Source organism: Leptospira wolbachii serovar Codice str. CDC (assembly GCF_000332515.2).
GTDB lineage: Bacteria > Spirochaetota > Leptospiria > Leptospirales > Leptospiraceae > Leptospira_A > Leptospira_A wolbachii.
Window position 1 is genome coordinate 1,799,375 of sequence record NZ_AOGZ02000014.1, and the last position, 22,124, is coordinate 1,821,498.

Annotated in this window: 24 protein-coding genes; 17 read left to right on the top strand and 7 right to left on the bottom strand. The window is 38.6% G+C overall.

The genetic code is table 11. The features are described 5' to 3' along the window. The first annotated feature begins 39 nt into the window (after positions 1-39). From LEP1GSC195_RS13845 to LEP1GSC195_RS13855, 3 genes are read left to right on the top strand one after another with little or no spacing between them, the layout of a single operon-like run. Positions 40-453: a nucleoside-diphosphate kinase gene (locus tag LEP1GSC195_RS13845; protein ID WP_040506752.1), complete on the top strand. Its 414-nt coding sequence runs from the start codon at positions 40-42 to the stop codon at positions 451-453. A gap of 52 nt (positions 454-505) precedes the next feature. Beyond that, the gene (locus LEP1GSC195_RS13850) at positions 506-1,429 is read left to right on the top strand and encodes a polyprenyl synthetase family protein (protein ID WP_015682591.1); all 924 of its coding nucleotides are present in this window, start codon (positions 506-508) and stop codon (positions 1,427-1,429) included. Beyond that, entirely contained in the window at positions 1,410-2,177 is a 768-nt protein-coding gene (locus LEP1GSC195_RS13855; RefSeq protein WP_015681264.1) for a TlyA family RNA methyltransferase, read from the top strand. Before LEP1GSC195_RS13850 ends, LEP1GSC195_RS13855 begins: the two co-directional genes overlap by 20 nt. Positions 2,178-2,188: 11 nt before the next feature. Here the strand turns inward: LEP1GSC195_RS13855 and LEP1GSC195_RS13860 are convergent, their stop codons facing one another. After that, positions 2,189-2,554 (bottom strand): response regulator, encoded by a 366-nt coding sequence (locus LEP1GSC195_RS13860; protein WP_015682035.1) that lies wholly within the window; start codon positions 2,552-2,554, stop codon positions 2,189-2,191. A 49-nt stretch (positions 2,555-2,603) separates the two neighbouring features. Between LEP1GSC195_RS13860 and LEP1GSC195_RS13865 the strand changes: the two genes are divergently transcribed. Then, on the top strand, positions 2,604-2,837 hold the full coding sequence (locus tag LEP1GSC195_RS13865; protein WP_040506754.1) for a ferredoxin: 234 nt from the start codon (positions 2,604-2,606) through the stop codon (positions 2,835-2,837). Here the strand turns inward: LEP1GSC195_RS13865 and LEP1GSC195_RS13870 are convergent, their stop codons facing one another. Then, positions 2,838-3,638, bottom strand: a complete 801-nt coding sequence (locus LEP1GSC195_RS13870) for an alpha/beta fold hydrolase (protein WP_232227797.1) — start codon at positions 3,636-3,638, stop codon at positions 2,838-2,840. Positions 3,639-3,708: 70 nt separating this feature from the next. Between LEP1GSC195_RS13870 and LEP1GSC195_RS13875 the strand changes: the two genes are divergently transcribed. From LEP1GSC195_RS13875 to LEP1GSC195_RS13890, 4 genes are read left to right on the top strand one after another with little or no spacing between them, the layout of a single operon-like run. Then, the gene (locus LEP1GSC195_RS13875; RefSeq protein WP_015680747.1) at positions 3,709-5,499 is read left to right on the top strand and encodes an ATP-binding protein; all 1,791 of its coding nucleotides are present in this window, start codon (positions 3,709-3,711) and stop codon (positions 5,497-5,499) included. Beyond that, entirely contained in the window at positions 5,492-7,003 is a 1,512-nt protein-coding gene (locus tag LEP1GSC195_RS13880) for a hybrid sensor histidine kinase/response regulator (RefSeq protein WP_015680670.1), read from the top strand. Before LEP1GSC195_RS13875 ends, LEP1GSC195_RS13880 begins: the two co-directional genes overlap by 8 nt. 7 nt (positions 7,004-7,010) lie before the next feature. Further along, positions 7,011-7,994 (top strand): phosphotransferase, encoded by a 984-nt coding sequence (locus tag LEP1GSC195_RS13885; RefSeq protein WP_015681298.1) that lies wholly within the window; start codon positions 7,011-7,013, stop codon positions 7,992-7,994. Then, positions 7,991-8,713 carry an NTP transferase domain-containing protein gene (locus LEP1GSC195_RS13890; RefSeq protein ID WP_015682227.1) on the top strand — a complete coding sequence of 241 codons (723 nt, stop codon included), beginning with the start codon at positions 7,991-7,993 and terminating at the stop codon, positions 8,711-8,713. Before LEP1GSC195_RS13885 ends, LEP1GSC195_RS13890 begins: the two co-directional genes overlap by 4 nt. On the opposite strand, the gene LEP1GSC195_RS13895 is transcribed toward LEP1GSC195_RS13890, so the two are convergent. Beyond that, on the bottom strand, positions 8,699-10,042 hold the full coding sequence (locus LEP1GSC195_RS13895) for a glucose-6-phosphate isomerase (RefSeq protein ID WP_015681631.1): 1,344 nt from the start codon (positions 10,040-10,042) through the stop codon (positions 8,699-8,701). The genes LEP1GSC195_RS13890 and LEP1GSC195_RS13895 overlap by 15 nt on opposite strands. Before the next feature lie 44 nt (positions 10,043-10,086). Between LEP1GSC195_RS13895 and galK the strand changes: the two genes are divergently transcribed. From galK to LEP1GSC195_RS20045, 3 genes are read left to right on the top strand one after another with little or no spacing between them, the layout of a single operon-like run. Then, positions 10,087-11,256 (top strand): galactokinase, encoded by a 1,170-nt coding sequence (galK, locus tag LEP1GSC195_RS13900; RefSeq protein ID WP_015680898.1) that lies wholly within the window; start codon positions 10,087-10,089, stop codon positions 11,254-11,256. Beyond that, the gene (locus LEP1GSC195_RS20040) at positions 11,253-11,447 is read left to right on the top strand and encodes a hypothetical protein (protein ID WP_015680571.1); all 195 of its coding nucleotides are present in this window, start codon (positions 11,253-11,255) and stop codon (positions 11,445-11,447) included. Before galK ends, LEP1GSC195_RS20040 begins: the two co-directional genes overlap by 4 nt. Positions 11,448-11,467: 20 nt before the next feature. Next, entirely contained in the window at positions 11,468-11,644 is a 177-nt protein-coding gene (locus LEP1GSC195_RS20045; protein WP_232227842.1) for an STAS domain-containing protein, read from the top strand. Here LEP1GSC195_RS20045 and mtnP read toward each other — a convergent pair. Further along, the gene (gene mtnP, locus LEP1GSC195_RS13910) at positions 11,641-12,504 is read right to left on the bottom strand and encodes an S-methyl-5'-thioadenosine phosphorylase (RefSeq protein WP_015680759.1); all 864 of its coding nucleotides are present in this window, start codon (positions 12,502-12,504) and stop codon (positions 11,641-11,643) included. The genes LEP1GSC195_RS20045 and mtnP overlap by 4 nt on opposite strands. Before the next feature lie 92 nt (positions 12,505-12,596). Between mtnP and LEP1GSC195_RS13915 the strand changes: the two genes are divergently transcribed. From LEP1GSC195_RS13915 to LEP1GSC195_RS13925, 3 genes are read left to right on the top strand one after another with little or no spacing between them, the layout of a single operon-like run. Further along, positions 12,597-14,033 carry a DUF4139 domain-containing protein gene (locus tag LEP1GSC195_RS13915; protein ID WP_015681733.1) on the top strand — a complete coding sequence of 479 codons (1,437 nt, stop codon included), beginning with the start codon at positions 12,597-12,599 and terminating at the stop codon, positions 14,031-14,033. Beyond that, positions 14,033-15,619: a phytoene desaturase family protein gene (locus tag LEP1GSC195_RS13920; RefSeq protein ID WP_015681224.1), complete on the top strand. Its 1,587-nt coding sequence runs from the start codon at positions 14,033-14,035 to the stop codon at positions 15,617-15,619. Before LEP1GSC195_RS13915 ends, LEP1GSC195_RS13920 begins: the two co-directional genes overlap by 1 nt. A gap of 37 nt (positions 15,620-15,656) precedes the next feature. Then, the gene (locus LEP1GSC195_RS13925; RefSeq protein ID WP_015681850.1) at positions 15,657-16,118 is read left to right on the top strand and encodes a MarR family winged helix-turn-helix transcriptional regulator; all 462 of its coding nucleotides are present in this window, start codon (positions 15,657-15,659) and stop codon (positions 16,116-16,118) included. Position 16,119: 1 nt separating this feature from the next. Here the strand turns inward: LEP1GSC195_RS13925 and LEP1GSC195_RS13930 are convergent, their stop codons facing one another. Next, complete coding sequence (locus tag LEP1GSC195_RS13930; protein ID WP_015681193.1) at positions 16,120-17,388, bottom strand: formylglycine-generating enzyme family protein; 1,269 nt, start codon at positions 17,386-17,388, stop codon at positions 16,120-16,122. Positions 17,389-17,482: 94 nt separating this feature from the next. Between LEP1GSC195_RS13930 and LEP1GSC195_RS13935 the strand changes: the two genes are divergently transcribed. Next, on the top strand, positions 17,483-18,094 hold the full coding sequence (locus LEP1GSC195_RS13935) for a hypothetical protein (RefSeq protein ID WP_015682589.1): 612 nt from the start codon (positions 17,483-17,485) through the stop codon (positions 18,092-18,094). 3 nt (positions 18,095-18,097) lie between these two features. Here LEP1GSC195_RS13935 and LEP1GSC195_RS13940 read toward each other — a convergent pair whose 3' ends face one another. Continuing rightward, positions 18,098-18,742 carry a hypothetical protein gene (locus LEP1GSC195_RS13940; protein WP_015682474.1) on the bottom strand — a complete coding sequence of 215 codons (645 nt, stop codon included), beginning with the start codon at positions 18,740-18,742 and terminating at the stop codon, positions 18,098-18,100. Between the two features lie 144 nt (positions 18,743-18,886). Here LEP1GSC195_RS13940 and LEP1GSC195_RS13945 point away from each other — a divergent pair, with 144 nt between their 5' ends. Together LEP1GSC195_RS13945 and LEP1GSC195_RS13950 are read left to right on the top strand one after the other, a co-directional pair. Beyond that, positions 18,887-20,170 (top strand): homoserine dehydrogenase, encoded by a 1,284-nt coding sequence (locus LEP1GSC195_RS13945; RefSeq protein ID WP_015681565.1) that lies wholly within the window; start codon positions 18,887-18,889, stop codon positions 20,168-20,170. Positions 20,171-20,176: 6 nt separating this feature from the next. Beyond that, positions 20,177-20,548, top strand: coding sequence for an STAS domain-containing protein (locus LEP1GSC195_RS13950; RefSeq protein ID WP_015681911.1), 372 nt, complete (start codon positions 20,177-20,179; stop codon positions 20,546-20,548). Here the strand turns inward: LEP1GSC195_RS13950 and hflX are convergent. Then, entirely contained in the window at positions 20,535-22,091 is a 1,557-nt protein-coding gene (gene hflX, locus LEP1GSC195_RS13955) for a GTPase HflX (RefSeq protein WP_015681913.1), read from the bottom strand. The genes LEP1GSC195_RS13950 and hflX overlap by 14 nt on opposite strands. Positions 22,092-22,124: the final 33 nt, after the last annotated feature.

Below are 22,124 nucleotides of genomic sequence, written 5' to 3' on the forward strand. Positions count from 1 at the left end.
TTCGATTGCTTTTTTCGGTTTCTCCAAGCTTTTGGAGATATGGAAAGAACTTTTATCATGCTTAAACCCGATGCTGTGAAAAACAAACACATCGGTGACATCCTTCAAAGAATTGAAAAAGAAGGATTTAAAATCCTAGGACTGAAATCCTTAAAACTCAGCCTCGAAGACGCAAAACAATTTTACGCAGTTCATGCGGCTCGTCCCTTCTACAATGACCTTTGTTCCTACATGGCTTCTGGCCCAATCGTTGCTTGCGCTCTAGAAAGAGACAACGCAGTAGCTCATTGGAGAGACGTCATCGGTGCCACTGACCCGAAAGAAGCAAAAGCGGGAACCATCCGTGCCCTCTTTGCAGAAAGCAAAGAAGCAAATGCGGTTCACGGTTCTGACTCTGTAGCAAACGCACTTCAAGAAATTGCGTTTTTCTTCAAAGGGTATGAACTTAACTAAGTTCGAACAAAAACAAAGATCGGTTCTTTAGGTAGAACCGGTCCTTTACCAAGTGCCAACTCACCTTTCAAATATTCTAAAAACCTCCAAACAACTCTTTGATTCTTTTTTTGAATCCTATACCAAAGAATTATTTTTTCCGAATACTCGCATAACAGAAGCTTGTTTGTATAGCCTCCGTGCTGGTGGAAAACGAATCCGACCCATTTTTGTAATCAATTCTTTTTTTAGCCCAACTGAACTGCCGTTAGAAACCAATCTTAAAAAACATAAGTCTGTTTATTTGGCTTCTCTTGCTGTGGAATGCATTCACACTTACTCTTTGATTCATGATGACTTACCTGCAATGGACAATGATGACACCCGACGTGGTTTACCTACTTGCCACATACAATTTGATGAGGCTACTGCCATTCTCGCTGGGGACACACTCAATTCTCTTAGTTTCTATCTTTTGTCTTTACTCGAGACCGCAGACCCCACTGCCATTCGTGATTCCATACAAATCCTTCACCAAGGTGCCGGCATCAGGGGAATGATCCTAGGCCAAATGGAAGATATCGAAGAAGAAAAAAATCCTAGCACCAAAGATCAAGAATCTAAACTCACTTCCATCCATGAAAAAAAAACCGGTGCTTTGATCGAAGCATCGTTTCTTTTGGGAAACCGACTCAGGCCTGATTGGGAAGAAAGAAAGGTAGTTATTTCAAGTTATGCGCAAGAAATCGGTTTATTATTCCAAATCACAGATGATATTCTGGATGTGGAAGGAAATCTTGAAGATCTTGGAAAAACCCCTGGCAAGGATGCTAAGGCTGGCAAACTCACCTACCCTGGTCTTTATGGAATGGAAACCGCTAAAAAGTTAAGGGATGAATCTGTCGCTAAAGCAATTTCTCTCATCTCCGACTTACCTTCCTTAAACAATGAATTCTTTTTAGGATTGCCTAAGTACATTGCCGAAAGAAAAAATTAGACTCGATGAATACCTCGTTCGCGAAGGTTATGCGATTGACATAAAATTTGCACAATCGTTGGTTCTCTCTGGCTCTGTCCTCGTAAACGATATTGTTGTTTCCAAAGTGGGAACCAATATATCACCTAAAGACAATGTTCGTACCAAAGAAAAAATCAAAACGTATGTATCTCGTGGTGCGTACAAACTTCTTGGAGCTTTTGATTCCTTTTCGGATGCCAATGTCCAAAACAAAACCTGTATTGATTTGGGTTCCTCTACTGGTGGGTTTTGTCAGGTGCTTTTAGAAAAAGGTGCCTCTCGTGTCATTGCCGTGGATGTGGGGTATGGACAATTGGCACAAAAAATTGCAAATGACCCGAAAGTCACGGTTTTTGATCGCACTCATTTAAAAGACCTGAAGATCACTCAGTTGGAACCTTTGACACCGGAAACTTGGATCACTATGGATTTGAGTTTTATATCACTAGTTCCTGTATTTGGATCACTCGTTTTACTCTTTCAATCTAGTCCGAAAATTGTCTGGCAAGGGATATCTTTATTCAAACCACAATTTGAAGTCCACCCCTCTCAATTAGAAAGGGGTGTTCTTAAAGATTCGCATAACATCGGATCTACGATAAGAACCATCTGGAGAAAGATTAAAAAATTAGATTCACATCTGAAATTTTTAGGACTTGCTGAATCTCCCATCCAAGGTGCTGACGGGAATCGAGAATTTTTGATTCGCTGGGAATGGAAAGGTTAGGACGAAATTAATTAAACAGCAAAACCAGAAACTGCTTCTTTTAGTTGGTCGGTAGTAAAAGGTTTCATTAGGTATGCATACGATGGGTTCTGGTTGATTCTTTGTTTGGCGGTATCATCCAAAAAACCTGTCAAAAATAATACGGGTACAGAGAACTGTTCTCTTAAAGACTCGGCCGTATCAATTCCATCCAAAGATCCTTCAAGATTGATATCCATTAGGATGAGATCCGGAACTTTTTCAGAAACAATTTGGAAGGCCTCATCCCCAGAAGGTACGACTGCAATCACATGAAAACCGAAGGATTCGATTTTCTGTTTGATATTGAGTCCGAGGAAGGGCTCATCCTCAACGATGAGGATGTTCTTTTTCGTCATATATGCTTTATTTTATAGGGGGGGGTCTGTTAAAAAGTAAAAATACTCTATGGCAGATAAAAGTATCAAACAACCCGAGAATGTACCAGGAAAATACTATGTCGACCAGACCTGTGTTCCCTGTAGCGACTGCATTAAGGAAGCCCCTAACTTATTACAATACAATGACGACGAAAGTCATATTTTCTTTAAAAACCAGCCCACAAACCAAACTGAGGAAAAGCAGGCAAAAGCAGCAATGGCAATGTGTCCTGTCGACGCAATTGGGGACGATGGTGAGTAATTAAGTATTGTAGAATATTCGGATATTTTTAGCAACTATCTCTGGTTTTTCCAAATGAATGGCATGCCTAACTTTCGGAATCCAAACTAGTTTACTTTTTTTAATATACGATTTCATTTTCTTCATCATAAAAGGGGGAGTGATTTCGTCTTCCGCACCAGCTAAAATCAGCGTTGGAACTTGAATACCTTTCATTTTCGAATCAAAAAAGATCTCATCTTCTCGACGTAAGGTGTTTTCTTGTAAATACTCATTGGGTTTTTCGTTCCATATAGTAACAAGTATATGGCGAAATAAATATCCGGGTTCAGGAAATTCCTCACCGTAAAGATAGCGAAGTAGTAAAATCACTTGTTTTTCTGTTTTGGGAAAAAGAATTTTACGCATTCTCTCACGTTCTGGATGAGGAATCCCACCAGGAGCAAGAAGAATTAACTTTTGAACTCTTTTATGGATATCTTGTAAAACTAAATGTTGGGAGGTAAGACCTCCCATGGAATGTCCCACTAAACAAATTTCCTTTAGTTCTAATTTCTCGAAACATTCGAGGAGTAAGTCAGCCCAAACATCAATTTGGTATAAATACTTTACTAACGGTAGCTTACTTTTTCCATAACCTGGTAAATCAAATACATAAAGTGGGTATCCATCATTTAACAGCTCTTTTATGACACGACGAAATCCGAAACTTTCATCTAGCAATCCATGTAAAAAAACAATTGGTTTTTTGTTGCCATTTCCAAATTTCCAATAAAAAATTTTATGTCCTCCCATACCTACGAAACAGGGTGTTCCACCCATATTTTTCATTGATTTACGTCTCTGGGACTGATAGTTTCGAAAAAGGCTTCGGTAAAAGTATTTAATCATAATGTTGAATTTAAAAATTGAAAGACTATCGCAGCTACTCTCCCATTCCCAGAATGGATTAGTTTTCGTCGATCTTAAATCCAAACAAATCCTTTATATCAATGAAATAACAATCGAACGTTTGGAACTTAAAAATACTAATTCTTTGGAAGTCCAAAATCTCTTTTGCGATCACGAACTTTTAATTTCAGAAATCCACGCGCACCCACATTCCAAAAGTGAATACAAATGGTTCCTAAAAAAACAAAATTCAGAAAAGGTAGCCGTCTCTGTTCATTATTCCTCATTAACGGAATTTTTTGATGCAAATTCAGAAATCTATTCGATTACCATCAATTGGAATCAAATACTCGCAGAGGAAAATTCCGAAATAGTTGACCATTTAGAAATTCCGTTCTTCCAAACCGACTTAGCAGGCAATTTAAAATACGCTAATGATCGTTTTATAGATTTTTTCAAGTTATTACCAGACCAAATTCAATCCTATACTATTTCTGATGTTCTCACCTTACCAGAACAATCTAAGAATGAAATTTTGAAACGGAATACAAAACAAATTCTCAACTTTCAAAGAGAGATTGGAAATTCGACAACTTTTCAATTACAAAGTTTTATTACAACAGAACAGGGAAAGCCCACTGCCATTACTATCCTCTTACTTGACCTTTCAGAATTACAAAATGCAGAACGAATCGTTAAATATGGAGAAGATAAACTAAGAACATTCTTCGCTACCATGAACAATGGTTTTGTGATTATTAACAAAGAGGCTAAAATATTAGAAATAGCTCCTATTTTTAAGTTTTTGTTATTCCAGGTTTTTGCTTTTGAAGTTGGTGAAGATATTTTTCACTTCTTCGATGAAAAAAGAAAATCTAAATTGATGAAGGTACTCGATTCTGTTGTCGAAAGTCAAAACACACAAACTACAGAGTTTGATTATGTTCTTCTAGGTGAAGAAAGAACGTTTGAAATCCGTTTTATTCCCGTTAGACGATATGATCCCAACGATAAAAAAATTATGTTGGTATTTTCTGATATTACGGAAGCCAAACGTATGGACAGGCAACTCATTGAGTCGATGAAATTTGCCAGTATTGGTGAAATTGCAGCTGGACTCGCCCACGAAATTAACAACCCACTACAGAGTGCTCTTTTGTATTTAGATGATTTAATTACCGTTGATGAAACAGATTTGAATGAACGCCGAAATATTTTAAAAAAAATCGAATCGGCAAATTTACGGATTCGTGATTTAGTTAAGGCGTTACTTGATTTGGGAAGGATGGAAAGCCCTAATCGTGATTTTGTTTCGCCATATTATATTTTAGTTCGAACTAGCGAGCTCGTCGAAGTCAGCTGTCGAAAGAAGAATATCAATTTTACAAGGCACGCTGGACCAAATTTACCTGGAATTTTTGTTCGATGGCAAGAAATTGAACAAGTATTGATCAATTGTGTGGTAAACTCCATCAATGCGCTTTCCGAAATGGAAACAGCGAGACAGTTTCCAAAAATTGAATTAGGTATCGATTTAATTAAAAATCAGAAAAAAGAATGGGTCGTTTTTTCTGTCGAAGACAATGGTCCAGGGATCGATGATGATACTTTGGAAAAAGTTTTTTTACCCTTATTTACAACAAGGCGTAATAAACAAGGAACAGGTTTGGGACTTTCTATTTCTAAAAAAATTATCGCAGAGCATGGTGGAGAAATCTATATTAAAACAAAGGAAGGAACAGGAACAAAGGTAGAGATTTACCTTCCTGCCCATACAGATGATAATGGATAAGATTTTAATAGTAGATGATGAAGAAGACATTCGAATTGCCTTAAAGAGAGTTTTATCTCGTGAAGGATATCAAATTGAACTCGCTGAATCTGCGTCCGAAGCAATACAAAGAATTTCATCAGGAGAAACCTTTTCTGTTGCTATATCAGATATTTTGATGTCAGGAATGTCTGGCATTGATTTTACAAAGTTTGTTGCTGAAAAAAATATTAATTTGCCGGTGATTTTAATCACTGGAAATCCAAATCTATCTTCTGCTGAATCTGCTATTCGTTATCATGCATTTGAATATATCTCCAAACCGGTTGATAGAACACAAATTTTATCAGTTGTTAAACGAGCATTAGAAGTTAAAAACCAAAAAGACTCCGATTTGGAAAAATTGAAGTTATCGGAAAAATTAGAAAAAGCCTTAAGAACTCAAAATCTAGATTTAAACCGACAAAATGCAGCTATACTAAATGCAACTTCTGACGCTGTCATTACTATCGATTCAAAATTAACTATAGTTTCTGCAAATAAAGCAAGTTTTGAAATGTTTCGATTCCATACCCCTTTGGATCTGATTGGACAATCCGTAAAACTTCTTTTTCCTGAAAATAAAATTCAAAAGTATATGGGACAGGTTTCTAAAGTCCTTAGTGAAGAAGAAAATAAATCTACTCTACAACTATCTGATGTTACACTATTACGTTCAGATTTTTCCACCTTTTTAGCGGATATTGCAATTTGTTCCTATAGTTTAGATGGAGATACTTATTACACAGGTGTCATTAGAGATGTAACACAAAAAAAAATAATGGTCGAACAACTGATCCATTCGGAACGTCGAGCATTTTTATCTGTAGTGGCTGCAAGTATTGGACATGAAATCAATAATTCCCTGACTGCCATCCAAGGTTTTGTGGAAATGGCTTCTAGAGAAAATGCTGACACTATGTTGAAAGATCGAGCGTTAAAAGTGACTCTGAATCAAACAGAAAAATTAAGGGCACTGACATCAAATTTGTTACAACTTGGAAAATCATTAAAATCAAATAATGAACAATCCAAAATACTCGACTTAAACAAAGAAATTTCATCCGTTCTTCAAGTATTTAAGGAAACGGCAAAATTGAAATACTGCCAAATCAAAAGGGAAGAATCTTCCGAACATATTCCTATCAAAATGAATTCGGATCAATTTGCTTTGTTACTTTCGAATATATTATTAAATGCCGCCGATGCCACTAATAACATTGGCACTATAGAAATTTTATCCTACCAAGATCAAAAGAATTCTCATCTTATCGTTACCGATGATGGTGATGGTATGTCGCCCGAAACCTTGGATAAAATTTACGAACCCTATTTCACAACAAAAGAACTAGGGAAAGGAACTGGCCTAGGAATGTTTGTAGTCAAACAAATTGTAGATAATTTTGAAATTCGACTAGAAATTGAATCGATTGCTGGCAAAGGATCTAAATTTCATTTTATTTTTCCAAAGGCCATAGAATCATAGTTGCTAAGTGTCTCCTGAATTTAACAACTTCCAATTAGAATCAGTACTTTCTCGATATGGCAAAAATTGTAAAATTATTCCCTTACAAGAGGAAGCTTCTACAAGGCGATACTTTCACGTAACACTACCAAATGGTAAAGAAGAAGTAGTTTGTGCTGATGAAGCAGTAAACGAAGATTTTATCATTATCTCCGAATATCTAAATGCCAACGGAATTCATGTTCCCAGAGTTCTTGATGCTGATAGAAAACTTAGCCTCACCTTTATGAGTTTTGAAGGACTAAATGATTTTAGCACTTATAATCTTAATGACTATAAACAGAAATTCCCAATCTTAATTAATTTAATTTTAAAAATCCAATCCTTAGATCCACCTCCGCTTGTAAAAAATAGAAAATTTGATATAGAAAAATTAAGCTTTGAAACTAACCTCACACTAGAAAAATTCGAAGGATTTCGCCGACAATTTAATATTAAAACCGATATTTCCAATGAGGCAAAAGCCTTTATTGAAGAGACTGTAGGTTATTTAAACAAATATCCTATTAATGTTTTCACTCACCGAGATTTCCATTGTCGAAATATTTTAATTTCACCTAACTCAGATTACTCTTTGATCGATTTTCAAGATGCACGGATGGGTGTTCCGCAATACGATCTGGCTTCCATATTATATGATGCCTACTATCCTCTACCGAGAGAGTTTCGTTCGTTAATGCTGAAGTCCTTCCAAGAGAGAAATGTAGACCAATCAAAAAAATTTAATGATACATTTTATTTACAAGCCTTACAAAGATCTTTTAAAGCATTAGGAACATACTTCCGAATGGTTACAGACCATGGAAAAGATAAGTTCAAACCGTCGATCATCTCCTGCCTAAATCAACTGGAAGAAATTATTCAATTGGGTATGTTTGCCGACTCATTGTATATTTTTGTCCGAAGTTTAAGAGAAGAACTCAATCGACATAAGGACTTTAAAATTCGATGAAAGCCTTTGTTTTAGCTGCTGGCTTTGGAAAACGAATGGGAACTCTTACAGAAAATTGTCCAAAGCCCCTATTAAAAATCCAAAGTATATCGCTTCTTGATTATAGTTTGTACCTACTAAATGAATGGAAAACTTCTAAAGTTTGGATCAACACACACTATTTAGGCGAACAAATCAAAAACCATGTTCAAAATTTTAAACAATTTCCCATCAAAGTTTTAGAAGAAAAAACAGAAATACTGGGTACTGCGGGTGGAATTCGAACAGGTTTGTCAGAAGAATCTTTTACAGAACCTATTCTACTTATCAATCCAGATACTTTATTTTTCCCGGATCAAACGTTTTCGCCTAATACTAGTTTATCGAATGAGAGTAAAATCCATTTATACTTACTACCGACTTCTACCGATCAGAACTACACGAAAATCGAAATAGGTAAAAATGGATCTTTAAAATTCGGAACGGGAACCTATTACTATATTGGCCTTGCCATTTTAAATCCAAAGTGCCTGTCTCATTTAGAAAAAAACAGATATTATGACCTTTCCGATATATTTAAAGAATGTGCCGAACGAGGAGAAATTACCGGCGAGGTATTCTCTGGTACTGTTCTGGATTTAGGGACAAAGGAACTCTGGGATTCTTACTCGACAAAAGATATATTTGGAAGTCAGCTTTCCAAAATCCAATCATTCCTTAATTCCTCATATATGGCCTAGGATTTCTTCTTTTCGCTTTTCATATCCTTTTTTTCCCAGTAGAGCAAACATATTGTTTTTATAGTCTTCGACTCCTGGTTGGTCAAAAGGATTTACACCTAACATATAACCAGATACTCCACAAGCAAATTCAAAGAAATAAAGTAATTCCCCAATAATTTCTTCATTTATTACAGGCACTGTGATTTCTATAGAAGGTACACCCCCATCTTGATGAGCAATGAGTGTTCCTAACATTGCACTTTGGTTTACCTCTGAAAGTTTTTTGCCCGCCAAATAGTTCAAACCATCTCTATCGTCAGATTTTTCTGTTAGATATACATCTTGTTTTGGAGATTCCACTTTGATTGTGGTTTCCATTAGAATTCTTTCCCCATCTTGAATGTATTGGCCCATAGAATGAAGATCTGTAGTAAATTGAACTGAAGCAGGAAAAATTCCCTTAGTTGTTTTACCTTCACTTTCACCAAACAGTTGTTTCCACCATTCAGAAACAAAGGACAAGGCTGGAGTATAACTAACTAAAATTTCGATTTTTTTGCCACTCGCATAGAGAGAATTTCGAATGGTAGCATAAGTAGTTGCGATGTTTCCTTCAAAAGCTGTTTTTGATTTTAATTCTGCCTCCATTTGTTTTGCGCCATCAATTAGTTTGTTAATGCTAAATCCTGCAGCTGCAATCGGCAATAACCCTACGGGAGTCAAAACAGAATAACGCCCCCCTACATCATCAGGAATTATAAAAGTGGGAAAGCCGTATTCATCCGCTAATTGTTTAAGGGCACCTTTTTGTTTGTCGGTTGTAGCAAAGACTCGGTTTTTAACATTTTCCCTTCCATACTTTCGTTCCAAAAGTGAGAGTAACAGACGAAAGGCGATAGCTGGCTCTGTTGTTGTTCCTGATTTAGAAATGACATTTACAGAAAACTCTTTGTTCTCTAAGAAGGCCAATAGTCTTGAATGATAATCCGCATCCAAATGATGTCCGGCATAAATAATCTTTACTGATTTTTTATGTAATTCTTGCGCACTGAATTCTGGTGTTAAAGCTTCAATGACAGCTCTTGCTCCCAAGTAACTGCCGCCAATTCCCACAACCACCAAATACTGCGAATGAGATTGAATGGTTTCAGCAGCCTTTCGAATCCTTTGCAGATCCTCAGAACTTGTTTGGCTGGGAAGATCCACCCAACCTAAAAATTCTTTTCCTTGTCCTGTTTTTTGAAGCAGAGTTTGTCTAGCTTTCTCGGCGTTTTCCAATCCCTTCTGAACCAAAGTTTCAGTAAGAAAAGATTTCACAAATCGATCTGAAATTTTTAAGTTCGACATAACAACGATCCTTGAATAAAGTATGGCATCGAAAGGAAGATGATGTGGATTCTTTTAGAAGTAAAGAAAATTTGAATCGATTTGAATCAATATTTGGAAAAACAAAACAGCCCCCTCGTTTGTTTCAAGCTCCCGCTAGGATCAATATCATTGGGGAACATGTTGATTATTTAGGTGGGACTGTGCTTCCAGCGGCCATTGATTTTGCTGTTCAAGTATATCTCCGTCCAAATGATACATCTTCCTACAATTTATATTCAGTCACTTATAACGAAACTGTTGAATTAAGGAAACCTCTACTGCCAAATCCAAAATCTTCATGGACTGACTACATAGCAGGTGTCATAGTCGAAGTTGAAAAAAAAGGACATATCGTCCCAGGATTTGATTTACTCGTAGATGGAAATATTCCCCAAGGATCAGGCCTCTCCTCTTCAGCTGCTTTTGAAGTGGTAACCGGTTATGCGATCAAAGAAACCTTTGGATTGCCTATTTCACGCGAGGAAATTGCTCTCATCGGGCAAAGGGCAGAAAATCATTTTGTTGGAACCAAATGTGGAATCATGGACCAATTCATCATTGCTGTAGGCAGAAAGGACGACTGTATTTCCTTAAATACCGACACCCTGCAATACTCTTATCACCATTTTGATTTAGGAGATTCTGAATTCTATTTAATCAATTCCAATGTAAAACATAGTTTAAAAGACAGCGCTTATAACCAGAGACGATCGGAATGTGAATCTGCGTTGGCGAAAATTCAAACAAAGTTTCCAAATTTTACACATTTGTATGACGTGAATCTTTCAGATGTTCAAATTGGTGAATGCCACCTAACAAATGAAGAACGAAAACGAACGAAACATGTTACCTCTGAACGCGAGAGAACAAAAATCGTAATCGAGGGTTTGGAATCAGGGAATTTCAAAGATGTTGGTTCGGCACTTTTCGAAACACATTGGTCCTTATCCAAAGAATTCGAAGTGTCTTGTCCCGAAACAGATTTCATTGTTGATTCTTTGCAGAGTCTAGGAGTCACTGGTGCCAGAATGATTGGTGGTGGCTTTGGTGGATGCGTACTCGTACTAGATATGAAAGATCATTTTTCCAAAATCGATGCAGTTTTAAAAAAAAGTTATCAACAAAAATTTAACCTTGAGATAGACTTCTACAAGTTTCACATTTCGGATGGGGTAAAGGAAATTTCAATATGATCGAAAACTGGAGTGATTACACAGTTGAAAGTGGCGACTTCAAAATGGAAGTTCTCCAACAGAGATTTGTCCCCCTTCCAGAAACAGCTGTGTATTTTGAATTGTCTGGAGAAATCAACCTCTACAACTCACAAGTCATGAAAGAAAATTTGGAAATTCTCATTTCAAAGGGATCAACTACATCTTCCTAAACTTTGAACAAGTCAGTTATATCGACAGTTCTGGCCTCGGTGTTTGTTTGGGGATTCATTCTAGGCTTATGAAACAGAAAGGATACATTCGTATCATCTCACCTTCTGAAAAAGTAAGATACGTCTTAGAACTAACAAAACTGCGCAGCCTGCTCCAAGTTTTCCCGACATTGGAACAAGCTTTGCAAGCTGGTTAGAAATAAGTAGGGAAAAGAAATTTCAATTTTTTAATTTGTTCAGGGTTCCTTTTTTCTGGTGCAGTCACCAAAGAAAATTTTGTACTTCCTACAAGGCTTGTGTCATCTGACTTTCCTAACAGGTCAATCAGTGCCGAGAGTAATTTCTTAGCGGTTTCTGCATTTTTACTTAGGTTGCCCAAAACCATTTCCAATGTTACATGGGCTTCATCTTCTTTCCAACAATCATAGTCTGTAGACATACAAACCATTTGGTAAAGAATCTCTGCTTCCCTTGCTAGTTTTGCTTCAGGGAGAACTGTCATATTGATAATGTCCGCACCCCAAGATCTGTACATGTGAGACTCAGCCCTTGTAGAGAAAAGTGGACCTTCCATACAAATCAAAGTTTTGTTCGAATGGATCGGAAGATTAATTTGTTTTGCAGCTTCCTCTACTTTTTTACCAAGGCCTGGCGAAAATGGATCCGCAAAAGGAGCATGTGCCACCATACCATTTTCAAAAAAAGTGGAAGGCCGTGCTTTCGTGCGGTCAATGATTTGTGAAGGAATGATAAAATCTCTAGGGGCAATTTCTTGGCGCAAACTTCCCACAGAACTAAAAGCAATGATTTCTTCAACACCTAACTGTTTCAATGCGGCAATGTTGGCGCGAACAGGAACTTCACTTGGATTTAAAGAATGTCCTTTTCCATGTCTTGGCAAAAAAGCAATTTCTTTCCCTTTAAAGCGACCAATGGTGATTGTGTCCGAAGGTTTACCCCAAGGAGTTTCCGGGTGGATTTCTTGAATGATCTCCATTCCATCGATTGAATATAGGCCAGTCCCACCAATGACCCCGATTTTTACTACATTTGCCATACGAATCCTCTTAAAGTGCAGTTTTCCCCTAACGATTTTGGTTGCATTCGTTTTTTACCTTTGCAGACTGTAGAATGCTCATGGGAGAATACATGAAATCCAAAATACTATCCTTCACCACTCTAACACTTCTATTTTTTACGGTAGGTAACATCACCTCCGATTCTGCTTTTGACATGTCGACACAGTCGGACCGCAAAACAGTGAGTGTTACCATTTACAATGGAGGAATTGGTCTCGTTCGAGAAACTCGGACTTTAAATCTTTCAAAGGGAATTCGCACCTTACGGTTCGAAGATGTTCCCTCACAAATCATTCCACAAACTGTGCGGGTTAAAGGAGAAGATCCTAAAAAACTCACAGTCTTCGAACAAAACTATGAATACGATTTAATTTCTCAAGAGCGCCTGATGGACAAATACATTGGGAAAGAAGTGACCCTTCATAAAGAGGGAAAAGAAAAAACTACTTCTGTTAAGGCTACACTCATTGCAAACAACGGAACTCCCGTGTATAAAATTGGGGATGAGATTTCCTTAGGATACGATGGACGGATTACCGTTCCCACGATTCCCGAAAACCTATTTGCGAAACCTACTCTTGTTTGGAAATTGAAGAACGATACCGAAAAGGAACAAACTGTAGAAGTTTCTTACCAAACCAATGGTCTTGGTTGGTCCGCTGATTACATACTTGTTCTGGATAAGGAAGAAAATCTGTGCGGTCTAAATTCTTGGGTCACCTTAAATAATAATTCGGGAGCGGAGTTTAAAAACGCAGTTTTACAACTTGTGGCCGGTAAGGTAAACTTAATCTCCAACCAAGTGAATTCTTATGCAGTACAACCTCGTTCTGTAAAAAAAACGATGATGAAAGAGTATGATGAGTCGGCAGAAGCACCTGAATTCAATCAAGAGAATTTATCAGAATACTACTTATACACTTTGGACCAACCAACCAACATAGGTTATAACCAAACCAAACAAGTACAACTCTTTCAATCAGAAGGAATCGAAATCAAAAAGTATTTCGTTTTTGAAAATCTCCCTATGTATGAAGGAAATGAAAAGAATTTCAATAATGCAAACATCAAATACATCTTCAAAAATGCGAAGAAAAACAATTTAGGAAGGCCACTCCCACAAGGAACCATTCGTGTTTTTAAAGCAGATTCCAAAGGACGCCAACAACTTCTAGGAGAGGATACAATTGATCACACTCCCGAAAACGAAGAAGTAAAAATTCGAACAGGCCAAGCTTTTGACGTAGTTGCCAATGGAAAACGACTCTCTAATGAAGTGTTTAAACTTTCTCGCGGAGACAAGTCGACCTATTCAGTAGAAATTCGTAACAGAAAAAAAGAAGAAATTGAAGTAAGGTTCTACGCAAGCCTTTGGGGAGATTGGAATATCACAAAATCCTCTCATAAATTTACAAAAGAATCTGCAACCAAAGCATACTCCGATGTTCCAGTGAAAGCCAATGAAACCGTGACTGTGGAATATACAGTAGAGACTAAATACCACTAATGGACAACAAATATGACGTAATCATTATCGGTTCTGGTATTGGTGGCCTTACGGCCGCCTCTATCCTTTCTCAAGTGGCGAAAAAGAAAGTATTGGTGCTGGAACGTCATTTTAAGTTAGGTGGGTTCACTCATACATTCAAAAGGCTAGGAAAATTTGAATGGGATGTCGGAATCCATTATATTGGGGATTTAGGTGAGGGTTCGATGTTAAGAACTCTATTCGATTCCATCACCAGAAAGGGTGTAAAGTGGAACAAAATGGAAGAACCATTTGAAGTCTTCGATTACCCGGATTTTAGTTTTCCAGTGTATGGAGAAAAGGAAAAGTTTAAGTCGGACTTAAAAGAAAAGTTTCCTTTGGAAACGCAGGCTATCGACCAATACTTCCGCGATGTAGAAACTTTTACCCAATGGTTTGGTAGGCATTTTACTTTGAAAGCTTTGCCTTCCGTTTTTGAAAAGGCCGCCAAGTTTTTAAACATAAACCATATCCCCACTCCCTATATCACAACCAAAGAGTATATGGAAACTCATATCAAAGATGAAAACTTAAGAGCCATACTCAGTTCCCAATGGGGGGATTATGGACTTCCTCCTGCATCATCGTCTTTTGCTATCCATTCTATGATTGTTGCTCATTACTTTAATGGAGGTTATTTTCCGATTGGTGGATCTTCAAAAATCGTAGACTCGATTGAACCCATCGTAGAAGAAAATGGGGGTAGTTTAAAAATCCTCCATACTGTCAAAGAGATCCTTCTTCAAGGCAATAAAGCAATAGGGGTTAAGGTAGAGGTCCAAAAAGGGAAAACATTTTCGGAACAGGAATTCTTTGCCGACGTGATTGTATCTGATGCCGGAGCCTACACAACTTATAACAAATTGTTACCGAAAGAACATTCCCTATCTTTTCAAAAGCCATTGGAAACTTTGAGTGCGCAAGGGACCACATCCATCACACTCTATATTGGATTTAAAGAATCCCCAAGAAAACTCGGATTTCACGGTGAAAACCATTGGATCTTTCCTGAAGCAGATCATGACGCTTGTTATGCGAAAAGAAACGATTTAGTGAACGGAAATCCACCGATGATGTATTTGTCTTTTCCTTCCTTAAAAAATCCGGAATCCGAAGGACATACAGCAGAAGCGATTAGTTTTGCTGATTATTCACTATTCGCAAAATGGAAAGACGAACCCTGGAAAAAACGGGGGGAAAACTATACCAAACTTAAAGAAACTATCATAGAAGGGATGTTAGCTTTCTTAGAGAAACGATTTCCTGGATTCCGGGACCTCATTGAATTCACAGAACTCTCTACTCCTATCACCACGGAATTTTTTACCGGACATAAAGAAGGTTCCATTTATGGACTTTCCTGTACACCGGAACGCTTCAAACAAGAATGGTTAGGTGTGAGGACAACTATCAAAAATCTTTACCTAACGGGAGCCGATGCTTGCTCTCCAGGCGTTGCAGGTGCTCTTATGGGCGGGGTTGCGGCCTCTTCTGTGGTTTTAGGACTGACGGGGACTCTGCGACTCATGAAAGATCTTTTCCAAAAGAGCCAAGAAACCAGTTGACAATTGGTTTAAGATTTGATAGTTTGATATTAAACTAATGGGAACAAAATTTAAAGGCTCTAAAAAAGAAGTACAAGCTCTGGATGCGTTCATCAAACTAAAACGCGCAGCGGAATCTTTATCTTCCCGACTTATTTCTGAGTTTACCAAGTGGAATATCTCAGAAAGCCAATTCGGGGTTTTAGAGACATTGTACCATTTGGGTCCACTTTGCCAAAAAGAGCTGGGGGACAAAATTCTTAAAAGTACAGGAAACATCACACTCGTGATCGACAACCTAGAAAAAAGAACCCTCGTAGAACGTGTGCGTGGTGTGGAAGACAGAAGGTTTATCTCTGTCCATCTAACTACAGAAGGAAAAAAACTCATCGAACAGATTTTTCCTGACCACGTAAAACGGATCACTTCAGAATTTGCAGTGCTCTCCCCGGATGAACAAGAGGTTCTTGGAAAGATCTGTAAAAAACTAGGAAAAAGAAACGAAGTTCTTACTAAGTAATTTAGTTTCGGTAGTCCATTACCAAACGAAATCCTGCCCGCCTATCTTCTGATAGGTTGGGTATCCCACCATAAGACCTAGCACTTGCAGTAGAATTCTTTGCCGAATCGGAATACGATCCCCCGCGAACCACTTTATAAATTTTGCCGAAAGAGAAGTTTTTGATATGATGCCCAGGATACAATTGATAATCGCTGGATGTCCATTCAGCTGCATTCCCACACATTCCTATGGCACCGTAAGGACTTTCTCCTTCCGTAGATAGTTCATACACGGACTGGGCCTTTCCAATTTTTGATTCTCTTGTATTACAATACAAAGAGTCGAATTCATCGCCAAAGGGATATTTGGTTGCAATGATTTGGTATCCTAAGGTTTCATCGCGATTGGTATACTCAATCACACCTGGACCTCTTGCGGCCTTTTCCCATTCCCATTCGGTAGGAATTCGTTTGCCGACCCAACTTGCATAACGTTCCACTTCACGATATGTGAGGTGGACCACAGGAAAATCCCCTTCTCCTTCGGGATATTTTCCCCCAATCCAATGAGGGGGACTTTGGGTATTAGTTTGTTTTAAAAAGTATGCATACTCAGCATTGGTGACTTCAAATTTATCGATATAAAAGGAAGGCATCTCTTTTAGATTTGATGCTTTTGGTTCCAAATAGTATGGATTGAAGCTATCGGCAGAGGGATCGGTTCCTTGGCCGTAAAGAAAAAGACCGCGCGAAACAAGGACCATCTCTTTTCTGTCTTTAGGATGAAAGACTGTTTTTCTCGGTGGGGTAAATCTTCCCTTAAAAAATGCATCTGGTTCTGTAAAAAAATCTTCTTCTATATAACTGGAGATATAGGCGTCAGTTGTAATCTCTTTCATTTTTGAACTGAGATCTGGTTTATAATCACCTACTAACACTACTTCGATGAACTGATTTTTTTTATTGATATGTTTTTCTTCCCAAACCGTGTCACGTAGAACTAGGACTCCTTGTTTGAGATCTGTGACCTTTTGATACACCGGAAATTCCTTTGTATCGGCAAATAATGATTTAATTTCATTCAAAGAGAGTTTAGAGATTCGTTGGTTGCGGTAAATTCGAACTTTGATCCACAATCTATTTTTATAAACACCAACCACTTCTCCTTTCCAGAGTTGCACTTTCTTTTTGGTTGTCGCAAAGGGTGATTCTTCCGAAGTTTCCTCTTGCGAAACAAGGGGCCCGATTACGATCCCCAAAACGAATAGAATCAATAGTAGTTTTTTCATACTGTCTTTTATCATCATCGGCGTATTTTGCAGAAACCTTTTGATTGAAATTTCCTGTGCATATATACAATCTGTGGGAAAGGGAAATGCCACATTGATCGAGTTTCAATACAAACGAGAGAAGGAAAACATCCTCATTTCCCTAAAAACGGATTCTACCCAGATTGGTACCTTCCACCGAATTGCTACGATCATTTATGCTCTGAAAATGGACATCCTTTCTGGAGAACTGAGTACTGTGATCGAGAAAGGTAGGGAATTTACAATCGATTCGTTCATTTTACAAGCAGATGGTGGTGATACTACCCAGGCCGCATTTAAACTAGGGATGATGATGGATTCCTTGTTTTCCAAGAATACTAAGTTTGAAGAAATTTTGGAGAAGTTACAAATCCAAGAACCGGCCGTTGCCACTTTCTTTCGAGAAACACCAGAATTTATATTTAGCGATCTTCCTGAACGAAATGAAACTTGTTTGTATTTGGAAAGTAGTGCTGGAAGGGGTTTGTTGTATTATGTTTCACGAATTCTCATGCAAAACCAAATCAACATTCGCAGTGCCACCATCGAAACAGACTTCGAAACAGGGCGAGCCAAGGACAGTTTTTATTTAACCGATGTTTCGGGGAAGATGTTTGCTTCTTCTGATCTTGCTGACAAAATCAGAAGAGAAATTCTAGCCCCGATCCAATCGAACTCTCGTTAGAGATTAATTTTTACAAAGAACTTTTAAGGAAGTAGCTTTATCAACTTTTGGTGCTTTTCCGTTAGAAAAACGGTAAGCCAAACCTGACTTCTTATCCACTTCTGTTTTAGTCCAATATTTCTCTTCGCTAGATTTGATCTCTTTCGGAGCAGTCGCTGCAAATTTAACTAGATCGTCTTTAGAAGGAACAACACCACCAACAGATTTACAATAAGCCGCAGCTTCTGTCCATTTTTTGGATGCCACTTTATCCACTAAGAATCCAGCAGCGGAAACTTCTGGCTTTGCTTCTTCTACTTTTTTCTCAGGCTCAGCTGGTACTGGTTTGGTTTGCGCATCTGCAGGAACAGTCGCAACTGCCACTGGAGCTTTTGTTTTGAAGTATTTCACGTATCCTAAGTACCCGATGGCAAGCACTCCGGCCAAAACTAAAAATAGATACACTCCATTTCCAGATTCTTTTGTACCGTGGGAAGATCCGTCGGAGTGAGATACCGGGGATTGAAGAGAAACTTGTGCTGACTCATCGTTTCTGAATAGAGATGCACTCTCGTTTCTTGTAGATTGTTTCTTAACCGTATTTGTTTTCTTAGCCGCTTTTTTGACAGCCTTCTTCTTAGCGGCAGATGATGATTTTTTCGTTGCCATAATGATAATCCTTATTGCCGAGACAATTCTAATTATAGTTATCACATAAAATCAGAAAAAGCTGAAGAACTTCTTCTCAAATTTGTTTTTTTTTAAAATTTTTTTAAGTGTGTTTCCCTTTCTCCTACGAAATCGTGATCCTAGATGAAAGAAGTTCGTATTGGTCTATTGGGTGCCGGAGTCGTCGGCACTAGCTTACTCCAACTCTTGGATAAAAACCGAGAAAAAATCCAAAATCATTATGGAATCAACTTACAACTAACGGCCATTGCCACTCGTAGCCCGGGAAAACTCCAAGGCAGAACGAACGTTCCAGTAACAGAGGATGTATTGTCTGTTACAAATCGTTCGGATATCGACATGATTGTTGAATTGATAGGCGGAACGGATATGGCCTACAAAGCCGTTCGTTCTGCTTTGGAAAATGGCAAAACTGTCATCACAGCCAATAAGGCGTTGTTATCCGAAAAAGGTAGAGAACTGTATCCGATTGCAGAAAAAACTGGGGTTGAACTCGGATATGAAGCTGCTGTTGCTGGTTCCATTCCTATCATCCGCACTTTAAGGGATGGCCTCGCCTCATGCGAATTTGAAGTCATCTGCGGAATCCTCAATGGAACCACCAATTTCATCTTAACAAAAATGGAACAAGAAGCTTGGGACTATTCCACTGCCTTAAAAAAAGCCCAAGAGTTAGGATTTGCAGAAGCCGATCCCACCTTCGATGTAGAAGGGATTGATGCCGGCCACAAAATCAGTTTGCTTGCGAGTCTTGCTTTTCGTGAGTACGTTTCGTTCGCCTCTTTATCGGTAAAAGGAATCTCTGACTTACAATCTTTAGACATCCAATCTGCCTTGTCCCTAGGATACCGAATCAAACTTTTGGGAATCTCTAAGCGAAGTTCGGCGGGTGTTCTGACCAAGGTGCATCCCACTCTTGTTCCTCTCGACCATCCGTTAGCAAATGTGATGAATGAATCGAATGCTGTTTTTTATAAAACCAAAGAAGCAGATTCGGGAATGATCACAGGAAAAGGGGCCGGTGGGATGCCGACAGCTAGTGCTGTTTTATCCGATATCATTTACTACGCTTCAAGACTCGGAAGCAAAGACATTGCTAAAGAAAACAATCTTTTTCCACAAGCAAAAGCGTTTCCAGAGCCAAACAATTTGGCACGTTACTACCTTCGTTTTTCCACCGTGGACAAACCAGGGGTTCTTGCGGAAATTTCTCAGGTCCTCGGCCGTCATAATATTTCAATTGCATCCGTCCAACAGAAAGAGTCAACTTCTGAACCTGTGTCTGTGATAGTAGTCACTCATGCAGCTACGGAAGGAGAATTCCAAAAATCTCTGCAGGAAATTGATACCATGTCTGCCATCATAAAACAAAAAACCGTGGCCATCCGGCTTCTGGAAAAACTGTAACTCGCCATGGCGAATTTACAATTTCCATCCATGGACCTAAAAACAGAATTCGTTGATATCAAAGGCGAACGAGTTCTCGTGGTCTCATTTGTCGGCCAAATCACCAATACCAATGCGTATGAAATCAATCGGAATATTTCGGTGATTTTCAGGGATGCGGTTTATAATATCATATTGGAACTAACCAAATTGGAATACATCAATAGCATTGGGGTGGCGACACTCATCGGTATCATCAAAACCGTAGAGAGCAATCATGGTAAAATTCTGATTGGGGGTTTAAATCATTTTTTGGAAAACGTGATTCGACTCATGGATTTGCCAGGCAAAGTGAAAATCTTCCATACTAAAAAAGAAGCAATCTCTAACTGGGAATAGTTTCTAAAGGTTTTTGTTCTTTTTTCTTCCAAATTTCGTCTTCAATCAAATCCAAAAGTTGAGTCAGTCCCTCGCGAGTGACCGCAGAAACGAGTAAGGACCCATTTTTTTCGAAAGAGGCATGGGTTTCTTCATCGAGTCCATCGGCTTTATTAAAAACCACCATCCTTGGGATTTCATTCAACTGTAACGAGTTGAGAATTGTGTCTACCGCTTCCATTTGTTCCGCATAATTAGGATTAGTGGAGTCTACAACATGCAGGAGGAGATCCGCATCTCCTAATTCCTCGAGAGTTGCTTTGAAAGCTTGGGAGAGATCTGGTGGGAGGTCATGAATAAATCCCACGGTATCTGAGATGATGATTTCTCTTTCTTCTGGAAAACGAATTCGTCTTGTGGTAGGATCCAGTGTCGCAAATAATTTATCTTCTGCAATGACTGTAGAATTGGTTAAGGCATTGAGAAGAGTGGACTTACCTGCGTTGGTATAACCGACAATTCCCACAATGGGGATTTCATTTCTCGTTCGGGCTTTGCGGTTCAGCTCCCGTCTACGTTTTAGATCTTTGAGTTCATTTTCCAAACGAGTGATTTTTTCTTCCACTCGCCTGTTTCCAATCTCCAACTTGGTTTCTCCAGGCCCTCTTCCCCCAATTCCTCCTGTTAGGCGACTCATGTTGTCATCCAATTCAGAAAGTCTATTTTTTAGGTACTTAAGTTGGGCAAGTTCCACTTGAAGTTTTCCATCTCTTGATTTTGCATTTTTGGAAAAAATATCTAAAATGAGTTGGGTTCGATCGATGATTTTTAAATCACTGGCATCCGAGATTTTTTTTGCCTGAGAAGGTGTGAGTTCCAAATCAAAAATCAAATGTTCAATGTCTTTATGAACAGAAGTTAAAATGATCTCTTGTAATTTTCCTTTCCCCACAACGGTTTTGGGATCAGGATCTCTTTTTTGGATATAGGTATCCACCACATTGATTCCGGCAGTGCGACAAAGTTCTTTTAGTTCCGCCATAGAATGGTCAGGCGAACGTTTCATCTTTCGAACGTCATACACACCCACAAGGAAAGCTCGGTTTTCTTTTTGCGATTCCTTTAGGTTCGATGTTTTTTTAGTGAATTCAGATTCTAATGCTTCTACTTGCTCTAAGTATCCATACTTCAATTGGCCTGGATATTGTTTGGCCGAAAGGATCCACGGTTCCTTTGCTTCTGGATCGGGATTGATAAAGGCTGAAAAAAAGAATTTGGGAATTCCGTCAGAACCAACACAAGCTGCCGTAATGGAATCAAAACGGTTGAGAACAAGGTCCATGAGGTCTTCTTGGTTTAACGGATGTTCTTTGAGATGTGTGTGAAAGAGGCGAAGCCCGCGGAGTCTTGAATGGGCAACTCGGAACCGGTCTAAATGAGGAATTTCGATGGAGTGGTCATTCCCTACAATCAGATGAGTGACATAACCTGACCTCTCAATGAGAAGGCCCACCTGCCTACTGATTTCCACTGAAATCTCACCTACGAGCCTTGCTAGGTCCATAGATATGATAGAATCCTCTCTAAGACGCCTTTC

Bases quoted from the DNA above. Each gene is read 5' to 3' on its own strand.
- LEP1GSC195_RS13870 (WP_232227797.1), bottom strand. From the start codon at position 3,638: ATGGGTGGAACACCCTGTTTCGTAGGTATGGGAGGACATAAAATTTTT.
- LEP1GSC195_RS13895 (WP_015681631.1), bottom strand. From the start codon at position 10,042: ATGTCGAACTTAAAAATTTCAGATCGATTTGTGAAATCTTTTCTTACT.
- LEP1GSC195_RS13925 (WP_015681850.1), top strand. From the start codon at position 15,657: ATGGGAACAAAATTTAAAGGCTCTAAAAAAGAAGTACAAGCTCTGGAT.
- LEP1GSC195_RS13945 (WP_015681565.1), top strand. From the start codon at position 18,887: ATGAAAGAAGTTCGTATTGGTCTATTGGGTGCCGGAGTCGTCGGCACT.
- mtnP (WP_015680759.1), bottom strand. From the start codon at position 12,504: ATGGCAAATGTAGTAAAAATCGGGGTCATTGGTGGGACTGGCCTATAT.
- LEP1GSC195_RS13875 (WP_015680747.1), top strand. From the start codon at position 3,709: ATGTTGAATTTAAAAATTGAAAGACTATCGCAGCTACTCTCCCATTCC.
- LEP1GSC195_RS13845 (WP_040506752.1), top strand. From the start codon at position 40: ATGGAAAGAACTTTTATCATGCTTAAACCCGATGCTGTGAAAAACAAA.
- LEP1GSC195_RS20040 (WP_015680571.1), top strand. From the start codon at position 11,253: ATGATCGAAAACTGGAGTGATTACACAGTTGAAAGTGGCGACTTCAAA.
- LEP1GSC195_RS13940 (WP_015682474.1), bottom strand. From the start codon at position 18,742: ATGGCAACGAAAAAATCATCATCTGCCGCTAAGAAGAAGGCTGTCAAA.
- hflX (WP_015681913.1), bottom strand. From the start codon at position 22,091: ATGGACCTAGCAAGGCTCGTAGGTGAGATTTCAGTGGAAATCAGTAGG.
- LEP1GSC195_RS13950 (WP_015681911.1), top strand. From the start codon at position 20,177: ATGGCGAATTTACAATTTCCATCCATGGACCTAAAAACAGAATTCGTT.
- LEP1GSC195_RS13930 (WP_015681193.1), bottom strand. From the start codon at position 17,388: ATGAAAAAACTACTATTGATTCTATTCGTTTTGGGGATCGTAATCGGG.
- LEP1GSC195_RS13865 (WP_040506754.1), top strand. From the start codon at position 2,604: ATGGCAGATAAAAGTATCAAACAACCCGAGAATGTACCAGGAAAATAC.
- LEP1GSC195_RS13890 (WP_015682227.1), top strand. From the start codon at position 7,991: ATGAAAGCCTTTGTTTTAGCTGCTGGCTTTGGAAAACGAATGGGAACT.
- LEP1GSC195_RS13915 (WP_015681733.1), top strand. From the start codon at position 12,597: ATGAAATCCAAAATACTATCCTTCACCACTCTAACACTTCTATTTTTT.
- LEP1GSC195_RS13920 (WP_015681224.1), top strand. From the start codon at position 14,033: ATGGACAACAAATATGACGTAATCATTATCGGTTCTGGTATTGGTGGC.
- LEP1GSC195_RS13880 (WP_015680670.1), top strand. From the start codon at position 5,492: ATGGATAAGATTTTAATAGTAGATGATGAAGAAGACATTCGAATTGCC.
- LEP1GSC195_RS13860 (WP_015682035.1), bottom strand. From the start codon at position 2,554: ATGACGAAAAAGAACATCCTCATCGTTGAGGATGAGCCCTTCCTCGGA.